The following is a 19,968-nucleotide window of genomic DNA, read 5'->3' as shown; positions in this document are numbered from 1 at the left end:
AAAATGGAGGCGACTCTTATCATATTAAGATACAATAGAATAAATGAAGCTTTTTTGTAATTAACGAGACTACACTTTGCAAATACTGAATATTTTCTCTATAATGAAGATATAATAACAAACAGGGATGCTGGACACATCCCCGTCTTTACAGCTCATGACAGAATGTCGGCGGCTAATTGAATAGGTCAAAAAAATAACCCAGTATAGAGCCGCGAACTCTGTACACAGGACGGGTTATTTTTTTGTTGCAACAATAATCGAAACAACAAGAGATGCAAACATAATCATAAGTGAGAGTGTTTGAAACGTCGTCATTGGCTGCACCCCCCTTCTACCGGGGATTGCCGCCACCCATCCTGTATGTAGCTGTTACTAGTATTATATCATATAACCTACCCAACAAGAGAGTATGAGTTCAGATATTGCCGCTTCCGCCCAAATTATTAGTTACATTAAAAGAGTATGTTAAAACTAATGATTTAAAGCCAAATGACCCGCTTTGTTACGGATTAAAAGGACTGCCTCTTGCAAATAAACAACTAAACCGTCTTACTGATATAGTTTGTAAACGTTTAGGCTGAACAGAAAAAAAGAAAGAACACCTCACGGATACCGATATTCCATAGCAACACTGTTTGAGGAACGGGAAATAGAACGTGAAAATATTAAATATTTGCTGGGGCATAGTGATAAGGAAAATATTGCGCGGTATCTTAAGAACGATAAACGTAAAATTCCCCAGCTAAGAACGGCTTTGACAGAAATTGAAGAAGAATTAGAAGGGGCTCTGCAGCAAAAATCGGATAAGGAACAAAGCAATAAACTTGCCGAGGTAACTGCGGGAAATGAGACAAAAGAGGTTCAAAGCAATGGGAATCTAAACTTATCTGCTGATGAATTAATGCGTATCTACACGACACATCCAGACCTGTTTAAAAAATTGGTTTTAGCAAACAATGCAGCAAGTTAAAAATAACTGTCTCATGAAAATGAGACAGTTATTTTTACTCTATCTTAAAAGAGTGGATGGCTTTCTTTTTTTGTTCAAAGTCAATGTGTGTATACATAGATGTCGTTGCTAAACTTTTATGCCCCAATAATTCTTGAAGGGTTTTAAGGTCAACTTTACCATCAGCCTGTTGCAATAATAACGTTGCAAAAGTGTGTCTTAAATGATGAAGGGAAAACCGTTTCGGCGGCAGCCCGGCTTTTAGTAAGATATCCTTGAATATAACATGCAAGCCGTGAGGAGTCATTTTTTCTCCATTTTTATTTAAAAACACGGGTTCTGTATCATGTAATTGATGTTCTCCTAAATGTTCTTTGTACCGATGAAATAAAGGCACTACCATCATATGCATAGGGAGGAGGCGTTCTTTTTTTCCTTTTCCAAACACTCTAATAGTCTGATTATCCAGGTTTACTTGCTCCCATGTTAAATCAACAAGCTCCTGTCTGCGCATTCCTGACGTAGCCAGCAGCTTAAATAACAAATTATTTCGGTAAGCAAGCGGTCGCTCATCTTTTTCTAAAAAGCGAAAGAGTTTTTTTAGTTCTTCCAAAGACATATAAACAGGAAGATTTTTATCAGATTTCGGAGCTTGAATGCCTGCCATAAAGTCTGATTCCATATAACGTTCTTTTAAACAAAATGAACTCAATGACTTTAAACAGGAAATGCGGCGCTGCAAGGTTCGGGGTTTGGCGTTATGATTCAATACTTGGTCCTGAATAAATCTTCGGCTCGTTGATGGTGTTAAGTCATTCAGTTCCAGTGAGCGCTTGTGACTGCGCAAGAAGTCTTCGTAAGCCCTTAAATCATTTGCGTAACCAACGATAGTGTTTTTTGAATAATTTTTTTCCACTTCCAGTGACATTAAAAAATCATCGGTCGCTTGTGCGAAGTTCATGAGTAACAACCTCCAAAAAAGTTAATTATCAGTACGGACCCGAAAGTTACTGGACGTACCTGAATATTATGGGGACGACTGCAAAGCTTATTGGGATAGACCTAATGATTATAGTCAACTTGGAGAGCAGAGGTTTCTTATAACTAATATTATAAAAACGTGGGGGGACCAGTTATGGTCCTATTTGAATTTTTTAAAGTTAACATAATATTTATTATAGAAAGTCGAATATCTTTTTTCTCATTTAAGAAGTAAACTTTTAACAATGAGAAAAAAGAGAAATTTTACGTTTCAGTTTTTATCCAGTCCTGGATCCATTTATTTGTTTTTATTTTAAGCGATGATTCTTGTTTTACGTACTCGCGGTCGATTAAATCATCCCTGTGCAGCAAAAACATTCGGTATGCCCATTGATAATCTTCATGGTCTTCAGGAAACTGGACATTGGAGACGAGCACCAATTCAAGTCTGTGTATAATAATATCTTTTACAGCAATCACAAAAAATGCTGCAGCCGCTTTTTAATTCGATTTCAACCACTTTCTCCGTGCTGCCTTCCAGTAATCTGGAAGGCATTTCAATGGCAATTTCAAGCTCTTCATGGTACCATTCGCGTGCTGTCCGTTTAAATGCCAATTCATCTGTCAGCAGCTTGTTGAATTGCTCCCATTATCTTTTTTATGAAAACAAAAAAAGAGGCTATACGTCATAAAGCTGCTTTCCTTTCTAGGAAAGCAGCTTTATTGGGTTCAGCCCCTGCCCGCTTGAAAACCAGGATACTTCGTCATGCCTCCGTCGGCAAAAAGCGTGATGCCTGTTACGTAGCTTGATTCTGAAGAAGCAAGCCAGGCGGCAGCAGCCGCGATTTCTTCCGGTTTTCCAATATAACCCATTGGAATGAGAGATTCAACGTCTGCTTTTGCCTTCGGGTCCGAAAATTTCTCGGCATTAATCGGCGTATCGATCGCTCCAGGCCCGATACTGTTCACACGGATGCCTTTCGGGGCATATTCAAGCGCCAATGTCTGTGTTAACATGTTCACGCCGCCTTTACTAGCTGCATAATGAACAAAATGCGGCCATGGAATTACTTCATGAACGCTTGACATATTAATGACATTTCCTTTAATCCCGTGGTCGAGCATGTAAGAGATGGCTTCACGGCAGCCGAGGAACATTCCGGTTAAATTGGTATCTATGACTTTGTTCCAATCATCCAGGCTCAGCTTTTCGGATGGAACCTCATTTTCAATTCCGGCGTTGTTAATCATGATATCAATAGAGCCGAACACTTCTGCTGTTTTTGTAATCAAGGCTTTTACATCCTGCTCCTTGGATACATCTCCCTGCAGCCAAATTGCTTCCCCGCCCGCTTGCTGCACTTCCTGGGCTACTTTTTTCCCGTCCTCTTCATTTTGATAATAATTTACTGCCACCTTCGCGCCTTCACGCCCAAATCGGACAGCCATCGCCCGGCCCAGTCCTGAAGAAGCGCCGGTAATCACCACTGCTTTTCCTTTTAAGTCAGGATACATGCTTCTTCCTCCTTTAGCATATTACGTTTTTGTAAAACCGACGAGCACGCCGCCGGCTGCGATAAGCAAGCAGCCTGCCAGCACAAGAACAAGCTGTTTTTTCGTTTTCTTTTCTCCTAATAGAAAAATGCCGCCCAGTGTTGAAATAATGACGCCCGTTTGAGACAAGGAGAAGCTGGTGGCTACGCCGATCCGCGGTATGGATAAAAGCAGTCCGAGATTGCCAATGCCCCAAAGAATGCCAGACAAAGTATTGCGTAGAGCATATTTGTTAAAGGGCTTATGTTTAAGCGTCAGCAGCACGGCACCAATAAACATCCCGATTGCTTGAGGCAGAATAGCGGCCCAGCTGTCGATGTTAAACCAGCGGATAATCACAACGTAGAGCAGGTAGCCCGCTGTTGAAATGAGCAGCAAAAGCAGCCCTTTTCGCCGGCTGCCCGATCTTTTACCTGGGTCTTCTCCGCCTTCTGTAATCGATGTCAGCACGACCCCTGTGATAATCAGTACGATCGATATAATCCCTAGTAAAACCGCTGTAGCAGTCGTCCATTCTTTAAAGACAATAACGCCAAAAAGAGTTGTAGCGGCCAGCTGCATACCGGTAGAAATCGGAACGGCTTTTGAAACACCAAGATGCGGTACACTGCCGAGCTGGTTTTTCTGGCCAACTGCCCAGAAAAGACCGGAGACAATACCCGCCATCCAAGCGGTTGTATTCACAAAAGGCTGTGCCCACAGATACATACCGAAAGCAAAAACAAGCGCTCCAATGGTAATGCCAAGAGTCTGGCTATGAGAATCGCCGCCTAATTTTACGCTCACCAGTACGATACTTCCCCATGTCAGAGCAGGAAGAAGTGCAATTAAAATCGTTATCATTCTAAGTCCCTCAGTTCTTCTGTTGTTGGACATCCACGGGTTATGAGCGTTCTATCTATACAGAAGGTAGTTTTTGTCCAATGGAAAACGATTATACGCAAAAAAACGCTTAGTCTTAAACTAAGCGTAATCGACAGACCCATATTAGTATGAAAGCGTATACAAAACCCTGCAAAGAAAGAGATCCTTGCTGTACACCGGCGGATTAGGCGTGCCGTTGATCTGATGTTTCATCATTCATAACCTGCTCAGCCCGGCCAATATAGTGAACACCCTCCATCAGCTGCGAAGCATCACAAATTAAATGAACTAGTGTTTCTTTTTTCGTCCATGCAATTAAATCATTCGCCAGAATAGGCTTTTGGCACTTGCTGCAGCACCAATTTATGTTTCGATTCATTTTGTCCACGCACCCTTTTTTTCTTTTTATCATACCGTTCTGCGAAAGAAAAGCGTGTCAAACGACAACCGATTTTTTTGGCATGTTTTGTCGAATTCTTTTCTTCTACATCGCCATGCGGACACATTACCTTCGTGATACATATGATGAAGAGCAGGATTTAAATTTAATGGGCGGAGGAGATGCAATATGTATCCATACTGGCATCCTTATTACGGTTTTTATGGCATGCTGCCTTATGAAGCTGTTCCAGCCAACGTGATCAGCGCGCAGGGGCAGCCAGACAGATTAGGACGTCGCTGGATTGTTCAAGAAGGTGCTTGGCGGGCCGTCTGGACGCGGCGTGGAAACAGTAACGTGTTTGATGGAAGATGGTCGTTGGCAGGTCAGCCGGATATCACGGCCGTTCTAACCATTTATACAGCTGGATCTTTTGTTTTTGTGCTGCGCCGAAACAGCAGCGATGGAAATAACTGTAACTATACAGGGAACTTCGGTGCTGATGGCCGGACGGTAAGCGGACAATTTATTTGTAACCGCGGCGGTGGCACCTGGAGTGCCGTAATTGAACGGCGTCAGCAGCCCGATGACCGGGATCGGCTCGGCCGGAGATGGGATGAGCAGGAAGGCGCCTGGCGCGGGGTATGGACACGTCGCGGGAACAGCAACATCTTTGATGCAAGATGGACACAGCCCGGTCAAACGCCTGTTACGGCTGTTTTAACGATTACGCTGCAAGGAAACAACGTCCGCATTCAAAGACGAAACAGCAGCGACGGAAACAACTGTGACTACAGAGGTACACTGTCTGCAGACGGCAGAACAGCTTCCGGACAATTCACCTGTGACCGCGGCGGCGGCAGCTGGAGTGCTACGATTACCCGGTAATACAAAAAGGCTTCCGGACACCCGGAAGCCTTTTGATTATTCGCCTGCTTTTTCTGCTAAGTATTCCCATCTTTCCATCATGTGGTCAAGCTTTTCTTTGAGTTCTGTTTCTTCTGCCATTAACAGGTTTAATTTCCCAAAATCACTGCCCGCAGTCGCCATTTCCTCTGAGATAGCCGCCAGCCGCTGCTCTGCGGCTTCCATGTCATCCTCAATCGTTTCCCATTCGCGCGTTTCCGAATACGACATTTTCTTTTTTCGTTCCGGGCGCGGCGGTGCAGCTGCCACTTTTGGCTTCGCTTCTTCAACAGGTGCCTCCTGCTTTTCTTCTAGAAACTCAGAGTAACTTCCATAGTAAAAATCGACGGTACCCTGTCCTTTGAAAACAAGCAGCTGGTGACACACTTTATCAAGGAAGTAGCGGTCATGGGATACCGTTACAACCACACCAGAAAAATGCTCCAGGTAGTCTTCTAAAATCGTCAGGGTCTGCGTGTCGAGATCATTCGTTGGTTCGTCTAGTAAAAGAACGTTTGGTGCGGACATTAAAATATTTAATAAATAAAGGCGCCGCTTTTCCCCGCCTGAAAGCTTTCGGATCAATGTGCCATGCGTATGCATAGGGAACAAAAACTTTTCCAGCATCTGTGCAGCTGAAACGAAGCTGCCGTCTTTAAGCTGGATTGATTCGGCGGTTTCCCGAATGTACTCGATCATTCGCATGTTCTCGTCCATGTCTTCGTTTTCCTGTGTATAGTATCCGATTTTCACAGTCTGACCCTGGTCCAGACTGCCGGCATCTGCCGTCTCCCGGCCTGCGATAATATTAAGCAATGTGGATTTCCCGCTGCCGTTGCGTCCGACAATTCCAATCCGGTCCCCTCGCTTAAACAAAAAGGAAAAATCGGTTAAAATCGCCTGGCTGCCAAAAGATTTTTGAATGTTTTGAAGCTCGAGTACTTTTTTGCCAAGACGGGCGCCGCCAAGGTCCATTTGAAGAGATTCGCTGCTGTGCTTCTGTTTCACTTCCGTATCCAGGACTTCAAAGCGCTGAATACGGGCTTTTTGTTTGGTGGTACGGGCTTTGGCTCCTTTGCGCATCCAGGCAAGCTCTTTTTTAAACAAGCTTTCTTTTTTGCCCTGCTCAAGCGTCTCGTTTTCTTCCCGAATAGCTTTTGCTTCAAGAAAGTCTGCATAATTGCCTTTGTACTCATACAATTTCCCGCGCTCAAGCTCCCAAATTTTATCCGCGACGGCATCGAGAAAATACCGGTCATGCGTGACAAACAGCACCGCTTTCTGCGATTTCTTCAAGTATTCCTGAAGCCATTTAATACTGTCATAGTCCAAGTGGTTCGTCGGCTCATCCAAAATAAGCAGATCCGGTGTTTCAATGAGCGTTTTAGCAAGAGCAGCCCGCTTTTTCTGGCCGCCGGACAGTTCAGACAGCTTTTGCCCAAAATTCGGCAGGCCCAGCTTTGTTAAGATCGTTTTGGCTTCCGCACTTGTATCCCATGCGCCCAGGTCATCCATTCGCTGCTGCTGCTTCATCAGCTCCTGCTGCACCGATTCGTCTTCGGCATTTTCCTGCAGCCGAAGAAGCGCCCGCTCATACTCTTTAATCGCCGAAAAAACCGGTGATTGGCTGGCATATAAATAATCCATAATAGTCATATTCTCATCAAAGTCCGGATTTTGAGACAAGTAGGAAATCGAATAGTCATTCGGATGGTCCTTTTTTCCTTCGTCCCAGTCATCCAGGCCGGCAATCACGTTTAAAAGTGTTGTTTTGCCAGTTCCATTGATACCGAGAATACCAATTTTATCTCCTTCTGTGATCGAAAAAGAAATATGCTGAAACAGCTCTTTTTCCCCTACTGTTTTTGTTACGCCTTCCATTGTAAAAACGTTCATGGTTTTCCCCTTTTCATGCTGGTCTTTTTTCATTTTACCATTCTTCCCTGTATAATGGACCCGAGGTGGTTGAATTGGTTAAAACGATTTTGCTCTCCGGCTACAAAAGCCATGAGCTTGGTATATGGGATCAAAGACACCCTGGCATTTCCGTGATCAAACTTGCGCTTGAGGGGCGGCTGCGTACGCTTCTTGACGAGGGGCTCCAATGGGTGATTATCGGTGGACAGCCCGGCGTGGAGCTGTGGGGAGCGGAAGTGGTTTTTTCCTTGAAAGAAGAGTTTCCGGACTTGAAGCTCGGTGTTTTAACCCCTTTTTTAGAGCAGGAGAAAAATTGGAAGGAAGAGCGGCAGGATTACTATAACAGCATTATCGACCAGGCCGATTTTGTAGATGCCGTATCTAAAAAGCCATACATAGGACCCTGGCAGTTCAAAGCGAGAGATGAGTTTTCACTCGATAATACGGACGCGCTTCTGCTCGTTTATGATGAAGAAAGAGAAGGATCGCCCAAGTTTTTAAAAGCAGCAGCGGATAAACGGGCGGAACGAGGCGATTATACGGTTTTCATGATCACGATGTATGACCTGCAGACAGCAGCGGAAGAGCTGCAAGAGCGGGAGCGTACTGACTTTTATTAAATCGGCAGCATGCCCCGTAAAAAAGGAACCTGATTCAGGTTCCTTTTTTTAATCGTGTCGTTTTATTGGTATTCCACTGTAATATGAGCGGCAGCGGCTTCCGCCTGCTCACGCGCTTTCTCGACCGTTTCAGCGCTGTTTAGCACAACAGCCATGCGGCGGCCTTTTTTTGTTTCCGGCTTCCCAAACACACGCACCTGCGTTTCGGGCGCTGCCAGTGCTTTTTCAATTCCTTTGATTTCATAAGAAGTCTGCTCTTCCCAGGCTTTGATCGTACGGCTCGCACCAGGTGAAAGAAGTCGTATTCCAGGAATCGGAAATCCAAGGACAGCCCGGATGTGAAGAGCAAACTCAGATAAATCCTGCGTTACCATTGTCACCATTCCTGTATCATGAGGACGCGGTGATACTTCGCTAAAGTAAATGCCGTTTTCGGTAATAAACAGCTCTACGCCAAATAAGCCGTAACCGCCAAGCGTATCTGTTATTTTTTGGGCAATCGCTTCTGCTTCTGCAGTCTGGATCTCCGTCATGTTATGCGGCTGCCATGATTCAATGTAATCGCCATCTTCTTGAATGTGGCCGATTGGCGCACAGAAGGTTGTACCGGAAACGGAACGGACAGTTAACAGTGTAATTTCGGATTCAAACGTAATAAACTCTTCTACAATCACCCGAGTTTTTTTCGCCCGCCCTCCTTCAAGCGCGATATTCCAGGAAGATTCGATCTCTTCTTTTGAGCGGCAGACGCTCTGGCCTTTGCCGGATGAACTCATAATCGGCTTGATCACACACGGTGTACCGATCGTCTCTACCGCTTCTTGCAGCTCTTCAAGCGTATTGGCAAACGCATATTTTGCGGTAGGCAGTCCCAGTGTTTCGCTGGCAAGACGGCGGATTCCTTCGCGGTCCATCGTTAAATTTGCCGCTTTGGCTGTTGGCACAACATGATACCCTTCTTCCTCCAGCTCAATCAGTGTCTCAGTGGCAATGGCTTCGATTTCCGGAATAATAAAGTCGGGTTTTTCCTGTTCAATTAGGGCACGCAGCGCTGCCCCATCAAGCATATTGATCACATGGGAGGAATGAGCGACCTGCATCGCGGGCGCATCCGCATAACGGTCTACGGCAATCGTTTTTACGCCAAGCCGCTGAGCTTCCATCACTACTTCTTTGCCCAATTCTCCCGATCCGAGCATCATAATCGTTTTTGTTTTTAATCCAGTCATCTTCATATTCTCCTTAACATCCGCCATTGGTGGCTTTTTCTCTTCTTTCCCTATTTTCGAATCCATTATAACATGCAAATAACGAACATATTCATCTGCATGACAATAAATTATTCGTTTGATGGAGCGCGTTAACTTTTTGAAAAAGAGGGAAAACAAAAAACAGAATAAGAAAGCGGGTGATGGAATGATACAGAGTGATACAAATACATGCCTGTTATGTGAAAACGAGCAATCTTTAATACCAATCAAACAGCACTTTATGTGCAGCGAATGCCTGGATGAAGGAAATGACTGGCGGCTGGCACAGTGGGAATCGTGGTTTCAAAAGCGGATCAGCCGGTATTTGCATTTATGCCATAAATGCTTAAAAACGGATGATATCGAAGCAGTTCATCAAGCCCGGGTAACAGGAAGAAAGATCATGGCTTTGCTTCAATTTTTAAACGTACCTAAAAATCATTCTGTTATAAAGGTGTTAAAAAACATCCATTCTTTACTTAACCCGGTGCGTGAAGCGGATGTGTTTTTAGAGACATTTGAGAGCCGAAACGATAAGGTTCACCAGCAGCTTTTAAAAAAAGTCCGTAAAAAACGAAAAAAGCTGCAAAAAAAGCTGCAGCAAAGCCTGCCCCCATTAATCGAAAAAGCGAGCCGCCGGCTGTCAGCTTTTTCTGCAGAGGAACTGCCTTTTTACGCATTATCCATTGACCCGGAGGCCCAGATCCTTTTGTTTGAAAACCAATTCAACGAAAAAATTGAGCGATATAAGCAGTCCATGGATGCATATGGGAAACGAGCACCTGGATCCATTAAAGCGCTTCACAAAGTACGGATTCAATCTAAAGCGCTCCGCTACATGTACGCAGAGCTCGGCGGCTTGATGGGACAGGACTTTTCAAAAAAAGAAAAGCATTATAAAGACATTCAAAGTCAGTTTGGCGAGATTAACGATGTGCAGGACTGGCTGAGTAAGCTGGATCGTTACAAAAACAAGCTGGATGCATCCGAAGAAGAAATGGCTGCTGTCGAAAAAAAGTGGCAGAACCGGTTAAAAGTACTTCTCGAGGAAGTGGAACTTGTACTGATCGAAAATCGGGCAGGCTAAGGTGTGCCAATTCTGCCGCGCATTGAAATAATCATAAAAAAAGCCGCCTATTGGCGGCTTTTTTATGATCGCTTATTCCGTATACGGGCAACTTCATCCGCCACAAACTGTACATTCGTGCCGACAATAACTTGAATGCTGTTTGGGCCTACAACATGGGTGCCCGGCACACCGGTTGATTTGATTTTTGCTTCGTCTACTGCTTTCATATCTCTTACTTCAACGCGCAGGCGGGTCACACAGTTATCAACAGAAGCGACATTGGCGTCACCGCCAAGCCCTTCGTAAATGACAGCAGCCATTTTCTCAAATCGGCTGCCTGGAGCAGCATCTTCCATTTGTGCTGTTTCTTCTTCTCGTCCCGGTGTTTTCAAATCGAACTTTTGAATTAAAAATCGGAACATGACGTAATAAATCAGGCCAAAGACAAGACCCTGCAAAAGCAGCATATATGGCATATTGGCGAGCGGAAGCCTTGAACTGAGCACAAAATCTACAAGCCCTGCACTAAAGCCGAAGCCTGCGGTCCAGTGGAAAAACGCAGCTACAGCAAGAGACAGCCCAGTCAATGCCGCATGCACGACATATAGCGCCGGTGCTAAAAACATAAAGGAGAATTCCAGCGGTTCTGTCACACCGGTGAAAAAGGACGCGAATCCAGCCGCAAGCAATAGAGATGCAGCCTGCTTTTTCCGCTTCGTTTTGGCTGTATGATACATCGCCAGCGCCGCAGCCGGAAGACCGAACATCATCACCGGGAAAAATCCCGCCTGGTACATGCCAGTTACGCCTTTTTCACCGGTTCCGGACCAAAAATTGCCGATATCATTAATCCCCGCTACATCAAACCAGAAAACAGAGTTTAAAGCGTGGTGAAGACCGGTTGGAATCAGGAGACGGTTGAAAAAGCCGTACAAGCCGGCACCAATAAAATCAAGCTTACTGATCGCTGTTCCAAATGAGACGAGTGCTGTGAAGATAACAGGCCAGACAAAAAACAATACACCGGAGATAACAAGCATCGCCACCGCCGTCATAATCGGCACGAGACGTTTGCCGCTGAAAAAAGCAAGCGCATCATGAAGCTGCACATGACTAAACCGGTTATACATCATAGAAGCCACAATACCCGATAGAATACCGATAAACTGATTGCCGATTTTGTCAAATGCCGCATTGACGTTTTCAGGGTCCGTCCCTTGCAGCATGGCCACCGAATCGGTTGACAGGAGTGTAGTGACTACGAGATAAGCAACCAGCCCGCTCAGCGCTGCCGATCCATCTTTGTCTTTTGACATGCCAAGCGCAACCCCGACTGCAAACAAAATCGCCATATTATCAATAATTGACGATCCCGCTTTAATTAAGAAAGCAGCGGCCGCATTGTCTGCTCCCCATCCGGCCGGATCAATCCAGTAGCCGATTCCCATCAAAATCGCGGCAGCCGGAAGTACAGCTACCGGCAGCATTAACGAACGGCCAATATTTTGCAGATATTTCATCATGAATATCCATCCCCCTTAAAAAGTAAATTAGAAAACGGTTTCGTTAACAGCACTTTATCACGTCTAAAGTATAGTTGTCTATACCAATAAATGAAATTTCAAAAGTATAACCCCGTAAATTTTGAGACTACAGTTGCTAATTGGTATAGACAACTAGTTTTCACTCGGTTACACTAAAACTAAATATATACAAAATGAGGTGCTGTAAAATGAAGGAATATGTGATAAAAGGCGGCTCCGTTTATGCAGAAAACGAAGTATTTTCTCCCGGATTTGTTCATATAACAGATGGGAAAATTGCTGCTGTAGGCCCCTTGTCAGCGTGTCCATCTGACGTGCCGTCTGTTTCCACTTCTGCTGAGTCGATGATTCTGCCTGGAGCAGTTGATATTCATATTCACGGCGCAGCCGGTGCCGATACAATGGATGCCACACAGGCTTCCCTGCATAAAATGGCGGCGTATCTTCCGTCTGAAGGCACAACCACTTTTTTAGCGACGACTATGACACAAGCAAAAGAAGCGATTGAACAAGCGCTAGACTGCTTTTCGCACTACGAACAGAAGCCGGGTGAAGCAGAAATAGCTGGTATTCATTTAGAAGGCCCTTTTATTTCTCCAAAACACCCTGGCGCCCAGCCGCGTGAAGCGATTCAGAAGCCGGATGTAGAGCAGTTTAAAAAATGGAATACCCTCTCCGGTGAAAAGATCCGCCTCGTTACACTGGCACCCGAAGAAAAATACGGAATGGATCTTGTCGCTTATTTAACACAATCAGGCGTTACCGCATCCGCCGGCCATACTGATGCTACATTTGATGAACTCTGTAATGCGGCCGAAGCCGGACTGACCCATATCACCCATCTTTATAACGGAATGCGGGGCATGCACCACCGTGAACCCGGTACTGCCGGAGGTGCCTTGCTTCACAGCGGGCTTTATGTGGAAATGATCGTGGACGGCATTCATATCCATCCGCAGATGGTGCGTCTTGCCTTTGAACAAAAAACAGCGGACCGGACTATATTGATTACGGATTCTATGCGCGCTAAAGGCGTACCGGACGGAGAATATGAGCTTGGCGGACAGGCGGTCACCGTTCAAAACGGAAGGGCTGTTCTTGAAGACGGTACTCTGGCCGGCAGCACGTTATCTATGCAGGGAGCCATTCAAAACATGCGGAAGTTTACGGACTGCACGATACGGGATATTGTTAAAATGACCGCCGAAAACCCAGCAAAGCAGATACGGCTGTTTGAGCGAAAAGGAAGTATTGCACCAGGAAAAGACGCTGACCTTGTCGTATATGATGGACAGTTTTGTGTACAAAAAACGATTTGCCGCGGCGTTGTGGCATTTGAAAAGGAGAGGGAAAAATGAAGATTATCCGCGTTCCCGATTATGAAGCGATGAGCAAACAAGCCGCAGATGTTTTAATAAAAAAGATCAAAGAGCTTCCCGCTCCTGTTATCGGCTTGGCGACAGGCTCTACCCCAAAAGGGATGTACGAGCAGTTCATTTCTGCGCATCAAAACGAAGGCATTTCCTTTCGGCATGTGACGACCTTTAATTTAGACGAATATATCGGACTGCCGACATCTAATCCGAACAGCTATCATTCATTTATGCAGGAAACCTTTTTTCAGCATATTGATATCCCATTGGAAAATATCCATATACCTAATGGAGAAGCGGCTCTTTTAGAAAATGAGTGTACCCGGTATGAAGCGCTCATTGACAAAAAAGAAATCGATGTGCAGGTGCTTGGCATCGGCGAAAATGGACATATTGGCTTTAACGAGCCAGGCACATCCTTCGATCAAATCACCCATGTGACGACACTGACCCATTCTACCCGGCAGGCAAACGCCCGGTTTTTCGAATCAGCAGAAGCAGTGCCAAAGCAGGCGATTACAATGGGAATTGCGTCTATTATGAAAAGCCGTGAAATTCTTTTGCTTGCCTCAGGCTTGCGAAAAGCAGAAGCAGTCGCACGCTTGTTTTCAGGAAATATCTCAGAAGAGTTCCCGGCGTCTGTACTGCACCATCACCCATGTGTTACAATAATAGTAGATAATGAAGCGCTTTCATTGTCGAATATGGAAGGAAGAACGATATGATTGACAAACGCTCGCCTGTGCCAATTTACTATCAGCTTGAACATATGATTCGTCAGCAAATCGATACGGGCGAATTACAGCCTGGTGACCTTATTCCTTCTGAACGGGAGTATGCCGAACAGCTTGATGTCAGCCGGATGACCGTGCGGCAGGCCATTACAAATCTCGTAAATGAAGGACTGCTGTACCGGCAAAAAGGCCGCGGCACGTTTGTCGCAGAACAAAAATTAGAACAAAACCTTTCTGGACTCACGAGTTTTACCGAAGATATGAGAGCGCGGGGAATGGTCCCTGGCAGCGCACTGCTTGCATTCCAAATTGTGCCGGCGGACAAAAAAGTGGCAGACCGGCTGTCGCTCGCTGAACATGCGCCTGTATATGAAATCAAACGAATCCGGCTGGCCGATGAAGTGCCAATGGCTCTGGAGACCGTATACATGTCTGCCAACTTAATCAAAGGCTTAAGTGAGGTCATTGTTATGGCTTCTCTTTACCACCATATAGAAAAAGAACTCGGACTTGAGATTGGGCGCGCCGTTCAATCAATGGAGTCTGCGATCGTCAGTGAAGCAGAGCGGCCGCATCTGCTTGTGCCAAAAGGAGCGCCTGTTTTGCTGATTGAACGGCATACCTTCTTAAAAGACGGTACACCCCTTGAATATGTGAAGTCATCCTACCGCGCGGACCGCTACAAGTTCACACTCGACATAAACCGGTAAAGGAGCGGGATACGATGATGTACTTAAAATATGTTCACAGAGTCGCGGATATGCTTGTTGATGCAGCGCACAAACAAACAAGTCAGGCGGATATTGCCGCTGAATGGATTGTCAAAAGTGTCCGGCGCGGAGGAATTGTTCACGTATTCGGCTGCGGGCATTCGCATATGCTGGCAGAAGAGCTGTTTTACCGGGCTGGAGGACTCGCCTGCATTCAGCCGATTTTTTTAGAAGATGTGATGCTTCATAAAGGAGCCGTGCGCTCTTCGACCTTTGAACGCCAAAACGGCTATATCGCTTCTTTGGAGGATGAACTCGATATTCGGCCGGAAGATGTGCTGATCGTCGTATCCACATCGGGCATTAACCCGGTTCCGATTGACATTTTGCTTCGCGGCCGAAAAGCAGGCGTGAAAACAATCGCGATTACTTCCTTGGAATATAGCCGAAGAGCCCAGACCCGGCACGAGGAAGGAACGACCCTGCGTGATGCCGCGGATCTTGTCATTGATAACAGCGCTCCTTATGGAGATGCGCTGTTAACAGACAAAAAAGCGCCAGCACCGTTCGGGCCGGCGTCCACCCTGCTCAGTGCCGCTCTGTTAAATGGCATTATGGCTTCGGTGATTGCCAAAATGATTGAACGTGGATTGGAGCCGCCGATTTTTTTAAGCGGCAATCTGCCGGATGCCGATGAACATAACCGCATGCTGGTTGAACAATATAAAGAACGGATTCCTCTGCTTCGTTAAAACGCCCTTCCCTGCGGAAGAGCGTTTTTTTAACGGTACTGTTCCCGTATTTGCAGGACGGCGAGCTCCTTCATTTTTGCTTCCACCATCACATCAATGGATGAATCCGGCAAATGCTCGATAAAATAGCGCCAGTCATCTTCTAAAATATAATTATGATGGGCGCGATCTGTTTTTCCGTCCCGTCCGGAGCTGATATGCATTTTCGGTGGGATTTCTTTATGCTGCCACGTGTCGATGGCACGCTGGATTACTTCGTCAATTTTCGCGTCTTCTTCATGGTTACATGTATGATGATGAATATCAAAACAAGCCGCTGCACCGGTTTCGCCGCACACATCCAGCACATCATGGATGGTAAAAATCTTATCATCATTTTCAATCCGCATCGTTTGTTTGATCGCTTCCGGAAGCTGCTTAAACGTTTCAGCAAAACGTTCCTTTGCTGATTCCTTATCTCCATATGCACCGCCGACATGCAAAATCATATCGCGCCCGCCGGTAAGATCTAAGAGTTCCTGATGGTGAATCAAGTCTAAAATCGACTTTTGCACCACTTCCTCGTTAGGAGAATTGATCAACGTATACTGGCCTGGATGAACCGACAAACGAACATCGTATTCAGCTGCCAGTTCCTTGATTTCATCGGTAATTTTTAAAACATCTTCATCTTTCCCCCACTCCCATGTCACCACCGGATGGGTGGCAAGCGGTATGAGGTTGCTGCTCATCCGGTAAAAATAAATCCGGTTGGCCACATTCCATTTAATGATTTCCAATGTTTCATTTAAGTTATGAAGCGCCAGTTCTTTTATTTTGGCCATTCCTTCTGTTTCGGCTGTTTTCAGCCGGCACGTTTTAAATTTGGACGGCATCGACATATTGATACAAGCATATCCGATTCGCATAGGTGAACTCCTTTTTTGGTTTCGTTTCTTTATCTTTTCCCTAACCGCCCGGGGATGAACCGCTTCACTATACATGAATTCAGGCTTTTCCTGCAAGAAAGAATCGGCTATACTAGAAGTAAAGATAACTATAGATTATATGGACTATACATAATTATTTTACGGTAAAGGACTGAAAAACATGAATCTGCCGGCGATTTTAGCCTCACACGAAGCGTTTTTGCAGCTGCTTCAATCAAAAGAGCATATGCTTGATGAAGAGCGCAACTTGTCTCTTGCCCACTGTACAGATGAAGAATTTTTAGAGTATTTTTTTGCGATTGGCCTTTTAAAAGAAAACCGGACATTTTCTCCACACACGATCAAGGCGTATCGAAGTGATGCGAAAACGCTTCTTTCTTATCTTTCTCACCATAATCTTGAATTCCGTGCAATTGGCTTTCCGGAAGTCAAGGCCTTTAACCGGTTTATTATTAGCACATACAAGCCAAAAAGCGCCCTGAGAAAATTAGAGTTTTTCCGCCGTTTTCTTGAATTTGGTTTTCATACGCATTTTTATACCGCCCAGCTGTCGGTTTGGATCCAAAAACCACGCGTTCAAAAAGGACACACAGCGGAAACGGGTGAAAACCGGACCGTCATGCGCGAGCTGTCTTCACAGGAAGCACGATATATTATCGATTGCTTTGCAAAAACGATTAAAACAACGAAAAATGCAGAAGCGATTGAAGCCCGCAACCGGCTGATCGGGATGATGCTGTTGACACTCGGCATCCGCGCTTCCGAATTGATCGGGTTAAATTGGGGAAGTTTCCGGCGCAGCCGGCAGGGTGATTTGTTGGTGGATGTGATAGGAAAAGGCGGAAAAGAACGCACTCTTCCGGTTATGAGAGAAACCGAGTCTCTTCTTTTTCATTATCGAAGTGTATGCGGCGAAACAACGGAACTGCAGCCTCATTCAGCCGAGCCGCTTTTTTATGCCCTGTACAATAAAACCGATATACATGCGGATAAAAAAAGACTTTCCTACGCCGCTTTGTACAAGCTTGTAAAAAAAGCCGTCGAATCTGCCGGGAGCCGGCCTGATGTCAGCCCTCACTGGTTCCGGCATACATTTGTCACAAATTTGCTTGAACAGGATGTTCCGCTTGCTGTTGTAAAAGATCTGGCAGGACATTCAGATATTTCCATTACTAATCTTTATTTAGAGCGAATTCAAGAAGATCGCATGCATCATCACCTCCAAAACATCCGTTTTTAACCATGCTTGAGATTCGCTTTCTCGCGCATCGAGAAACAGATAGGTGAATAACTGTCCATCTCGATGCAAATAAAAACAGCACTCATTTTGAGTGCTGTTTTTCCTTATAATGGATCATTCCTTGGGCGCTGACTCTGAGATCAATAGCAAGCAGTTCATAAACTGGATGATCATTCTCAACTCCGGCCTGTTCAAGCTGTTCGCGGACTTTTTGCATGAGTACCGTTTCGATCTCTTCGACTGTGCTGTTTTTTTCCAAAACCTGCATATACACATCAAGCCAGTCCAACACCATGTTTGCAGCTCGCTTCGGCTGATCGTTCATTCCATAATGACTAAAGAAAAATCGTTCCGGATGAAAGGCCATCATTTTATCGATAGACTGCTTCATCAAATGCGGGTCAAATTGATTCGGTGAGGTAGTCGGCATAAAAAGCTCGGTTTCTTTGTTTTTTAGCTGGGCATATTTAATACCTGCTGTGTCGCCGGTAAACATACCAGCCGATTTTTCATCCCAGATGGAAAAGTGATGGTTCGCATGCCCTGGTGTATGAAGAAACCGCAGAATGCGGCCGTCAAGATCCAGCTCGCCTCCGTCTTCCATTTCAATGATTCGTTCTTTTGGTACCGGCACAATTGGATCAAATAATTCATCGAACGCTTCTCCATATACCATTTTTGCACTGGCAATCAGCCGGCTCGGATCTGCCAGGTGGCGGGCGCCTTTTGGATGCACAATCAATTTTGCATTCGGGCAGGATTCCAAAAACAAGCCGGCGCCGCCTGCATGATCAAGATGAATATGCGTGACAATCACATAATCAATCTCCTCTGGCTGTATGTGTAGTTCCTTTAATCCTTCCAGTAAAAAAGGAACAGAAGGGCTGGCACTTGTTTCAATAATCGCTTTTTTCGGCTCATGAAACACATAGCAGCTCGTCTGCTCTTCAAACCCGGAATCGTGTAAATCAATTAACGATAAGCCAAATCCTAACGAAACCGCCGTCATTTTTTTGCCTCCTTTTGAAACGAAACGAACTGCCCAAAGGAGCAGTTCGTTTCATCCGTACAGTGTAGGAATTATTTTGAAACGGGAACTTCCGTTACCCATCCAAACTCGTCTTTGATCTTACCTTTTTGAATGCCTGTAATTGTATCGTAAATACGTTTTGACAATTCACCTGTCTGGCCGTCGTTCAGCACCATTTTTTCTTCTTCCCATAAAAATTCACCAATTGGAGAAATAACCGCAGCAGTGCCTGTTCCAAAGGCTTCTTCCAATTTCCCATCACGGTAAGCCTGTGCAACTTCCTCGATTGAAATGCGGCGTTCTGAAACCGGTACATTCCAGTGTTTTAAAAGCTGAATAACTGAGTCGCGTGTGACCCCGTGCAAAATACTGCCGTTTAGCGCAGGTGTCACCACTTCCCCGTCAATTTTAAAGAATACATTCATGCTGCCCACTTCTTCGATGTATTTTTTCTCTACACCATCAAGCCAGAGCACTTGTGAGTATTCTTTTCCGGTTGCTGCTTCCTGCGCTTTTAAGCTGGATGCATAGTTTCCGCCTGTTTTCGCTTCACCTGTTCCGCCTTTTACCGCACGGACAAACTCATTTTCCACGAGAATTTTAACCGGCGCAATTCCTTCTTTGTAATACGAACCGACCGGCGACATGATAATCATGAAAATATAGTTTTTCGATGGAGCAACACCTAAAAACGGTTCTGTGGCAACAATAAATGGACGGACGTATAAAGATGTGCCTTCCGCTGTCGGAATCCATTCCTGGTCTACCTCAATCAGCTTTTTTAACCCGTCAATCACAAAGTCACCATCAATTTGCGGAATGCAAAGACGTTCATTGGAGCGATTTAAACGTTCCATGTTTTTCTCCGGGCGGAATAAAAAGACTTTTCCTTCTTCTGTTAAGTAAGCTTTCAATCCTTCGAATACCGTTTGTCCATAGTGGAACACCATAGCCGACGGATCAAGGGTAATCGGCTGGTATGGAACGATGCGCGCATCATGCCATCCTCTGCCTTCCGTGTAATCCATCATAAACATATGATCAGTAAAAATACGGCCGAATCCAAGGTTGGATTGATCCGGTTTTTCTCTTTTTGTGTCAGCTAATTGTACGGTTAATTCTTGTGTCATCTTCAAGGACTCCTCATGTGTAAAAATTCGTCAG

At 45.2% G+C, this 19,968-nt stretch carries 21 protein-coding genes; 9 read left to right on the top strand and 12 right to left on the bottom strand.

Going from position 1 to position 19,968, the window contains the following annotated elements; translation table 11 throughout:
- Positions 1 to 237: 237 nt before the first annotated feature.
- Positions 238 to 318: a putative holin-like toxin gene (locus RG959_RS25165; protein ID WP_369335182.1), complete on the bottom strand. Its 81-nt coding sequence runs from the start codon at positions 316 to 318 to the stop codon at positions 238 to 240.
- Between the two features lie 439 nt (positions 319 to 757).
- Here RG959_RS25165 and RG959_RS13335 point away from each other — a divergent pair, with 439 nt between their 5' ends.
- Positions 758 to 973, top strand: coding sequence for a hypothetical protein (locus tag RG959_RS13335; protein ID WP_342797515.1), 216 nt, complete (start codon positions 758 to 760; stop codon positions 971 to 973).
- A 34-nt stretch (positions 974 to 1,007) separates the two neighbouring features.
- On the opposite strand, the gene RG959_RS13330 is transcribed toward RG959_RS13335, so the two are convergent.
- The 5 genes from RG959_RS13330 to RG959_RS13310 all read right to left on the bottom strand — a co-directional run bounded on the left by RG959_RS13330 (position 1,008) and on the right by RG959_RS13310 (position 4,730).
- Positions 1,008 to 1,913 (bottom strand): tyrosine-type recombinase/integrase, encoded by a 906-nt coding sequence (locus RG959_RS13330; protein WP_342797514.1) that lies wholly within the window; start codon positions 1,911 to 1,913, stop codon positions 1,008 to 1,010.
- A 284-nt stretch (positions 1,914 to 2,197) separates the two neighbouring features.
- Positions 2,198 to 2,413 (bottom strand): hypothetical protein, encoded by a 216-nt coding sequence (locus tag RG959_RS13325; RefSeq protein WP_342797513.1) that lies wholly within the window; start codon positions 2,411 to 2,413, stop codon positions 2,198 to 2,200.
- A 249-nt stretch (positions 2,414 to 2,662) separates the two neighbouring features.
- On the bottom strand, positions 2,663 to 3,448 hold the full coding sequence (locus RG959_RS13320; RefSeq protein WP_342797512.1) for a glucose-1-dehydrogenase: 786 nt from the start codon (positions 3,446 to 3,448) through the stop codon (positions 2,663 to 2,665).
- Positions 3,449 to 3,469: 21 nt separating this feature from the next.
- Entirely contained in the window at positions 3,470 to 4,327 is an 858-nt protein-coding gene (locus RG959_RS13315) for a GRP family sugar transporter (protein WP_342797554.1), read from the bottom strand.
- A 208-nt stretch (positions 4,328 to 4,535) separates the two neighbouring features.
- On the bottom strand, positions 4,536 to 4,730 hold the full coding sequence (locus tag RG959_RS13310) for a hypothetical protein (RefSeq protein ID WP_251272251.1): 195 nt from the start codon (positions 4,728 to 4,730) through the stop codon (positions 4,536 to 4,538).
- A gap of 189 nt (positions 4,731 to 4,919) precedes the next feature.
- On the opposite strand from RG959_RS13310, the gene RG959_RS13305 reads away from it, so the two are divergent.
- Positions 4,920 to 5,618, top strand: a complete 699-nt coding sequence (locus tag RG959_RS13305; RefSeq protein ID WP_342797511.1) for a hypothetical protein — start codon at positions 4,920 to 4,922, stop codon at positions 5,616 to 5,618.
- A 36-nt stretch (positions 5,619 to 5,654) separates the two neighbouring features.
- On the opposite strand, the gene RG959_RS13300 is transcribed toward RG959_RS13305, so the two are convergent.
- A complete protein-coding gene (locus RG959_RS13300) occupies positions 5,655 to 7,532 on the bottom strand; it encodes an ABC-F family ATP-binding cassette domain-containing protein (RefSeq protein WP_342797510.1) in 1,878 nt (625 codons plus the stop codon).
- A 74-nt stretch (positions 7,533 to 7,606) separates the two neighbouring features.
- On the opposite strand from RG959_RS13300, the gene RG959_RS13295 reads away from it, so the two are divergent.
- Positions 7,607 to 8,173, top strand: coding sequence for an SLOG family protein (locus tag RG959_RS13295; protein WP_342797509.1), 567 nt, complete (start codon positions 7,607 to 7,609; stop codon positions 8,171 to 8,173).
- Between the two features lie 62 nt (positions 8,174 to 8,235).
- Here the strand turns inward: RG959_RS13295 and purT are convergent, their stop codons facing one another.
- Positions 8,236 to 9,402: a formate-dependent phosphoribosylglycinamide formyltransferase gene (purT, locus tag RG959_RS13290; protein WP_342797508.1), complete on the bottom strand. Its 1,167-nt coding sequence runs from the start codon at positions 9,400 to 9,402 to the stop codon at positions 8,236 to 8,238.
- Positions 9,403 to 9,589: 187 nt separating this feature from the next.
- On the opposite strand from purT, the gene RG959_RS13285 reads away from it, so the two are divergent.
- On the top strand, positions 9,590 to 10,510 hold the full coding sequence (locus RG959_RS13285) for a CHAD domain-containing protein (protein WP_342797507.1): 921 nt from the start codon (positions 9,590 to 9,592) through the stop codon (positions 10,508 to 10,510).
- Between the two features lie 62 nt (positions 10,511 to 10,572).
- Here the strand turns inward: RG959_RS13285 and nagE are convergent, their stop codons facing one another.
- Positions 10,573 to 12,015 carry an N-acetylglucosamine-specific PTS transporter subunit IIBC gene (nagE, locus tag RG959_RS13280; protein WP_342797506.1) on the bottom strand — a complete coding sequence of 481 codons (1,443 nt, stop codon included), beginning with the start codon at positions 12,013 to 12,015 and terminating at the stop codon, positions 10,573 to 10,575.
- 209 nt (positions 12,016 to 12,224) lie between these two features.
- Here nagE and nagA point away from each other — a divergent pair, with 209 nt between their 5' ends.
- From nagA to RG959_RS13260, 4 genes are read left to right on the top strand one after another with little or no spacing between them, the layout of a single operon-like run.
- Positions 12,225 to 13,394: an N-acetylglucosamine-6-phosphate deacetylase gene (nagA, locus tag RG959_RS13275; protein ID WP_342797505.1), complete on the top strand. Its 1,170-nt coding sequence runs from the start codon at positions 12,225 to 12,227 to the stop codon at positions 13,392 to 13,394.
- On the top strand, positions 13,391 to 14,134 hold the full coding sequence (gene nagB / locus RG959_RS13270; protein WP_342797504.1) for a glucosamine-6-phosphate deaminase: 744 nt from the start codon (positions 13,391 to 13,393) through the stop codon (positions 14,132 to 14,134). Before nagA ends, nagB begins: the two co-directional genes overlap by 4 nt.
- Positions 14,131 to 14,853, top strand: coding sequence for a GntR family transcriptional regulator (locus tag RG959_RS13265; RefSeq protein ID WP_342797503.1), 723 nt, complete (start codon positions 14,131 to 14,133; stop codon positions 14,851 to 14,853). The genes nagB and RG959_RS13265 overlap by 4 nt, the downstream gene beginning before the upstream one ends.
- Positions 14,854 to 14,870: 17 nt before the next feature.
- Positions 14,871 to 15,605, top strand: a complete 735-nt coding sequence (locus tag RG959_RS13260; protein ID WP_396120283.1) for an SIS domain-containing protein — start codon at positions 14,871 to 14,873, stop codon at positions 15,603 to 15,605.
- Positions 15,606 to 15,634: 29 nt separating this feature from the next.
- Here the strand turns inward: RG959_RS13260 and uvsE are convergent, their stop codons facing one another.
- A complete protein-coding gene (gene uvsE / locus RG959_RS13255) occupies positions 15,635 to 16,513 on the bottom strand; it encodes a UV DNA damage repair endonuclease UvsE (RefSeq protein WP_342797502.1) in 879 nt (292 codons plus the stop codon).
- A gap of 181 nt (positions 16,514 to 16,694) precedes the next feature.
- On the opposite strand from uvsE, the gene RG959_RS13250 reads away from it, so the two are divergent.
- The gene (locus tag RG959_RS13250; protein WP_342797501.1) at positions 16,695 to 17,774 is read left to right on the top strand and encodes a tyrosine-type recombinase/integrase; all 1,080 of its coding nucleotides are present in this window, start codon (positions 16,695 to 16,697) and stop codon (positions 17,772 to 17,774) included.
- A gap of 82 nt (positions 17,775 to 17,856) precedes the next feature.
- Here RG959_RS13250 and RG959_RS13245 read toward each other — a convergent pair whose 3' ends face one another.
- On the bottom strand, positions 17,857 to 18,783 hold the full coding sequence (locus tag RG959_RS13245) for an MBL fold metallo-hydrolase (protein ID WP_342797500.1): 927 nt from the start codon (positions 18,781 to 18,783) through the stop codon (positions 17,857 to 17,859).
- 71 nt (positions 18,784 to 18,854) lie between these two features.
- Entirely contained in the window at positions 18,855 to 19,934 is a 1,080-nt protein-coding gene (locus RG959_RS13240; protein ID WP_342797499.1) for a branched-chain amino acid aminotransferase, read from the bottom strand.
- Between the last annotated feature and the right edge of the window lie 34 nt (positions 19,935 to 19,968).

This window comes from Domibacillus sp. 8LH, from assembly GCF_038806185.1.
Taxonomy (GTDB): Bacteria; Bacillota; Bacilli; order Bacillales; family Domibacillaceae; genus Domibacillus; species Domibacillus indicus_A.
The sequence above is the reverse complement of the archived record's forward strand: the minus strand, read 5'-3'. Positions and strand labels throughout refer to the sequence as shown.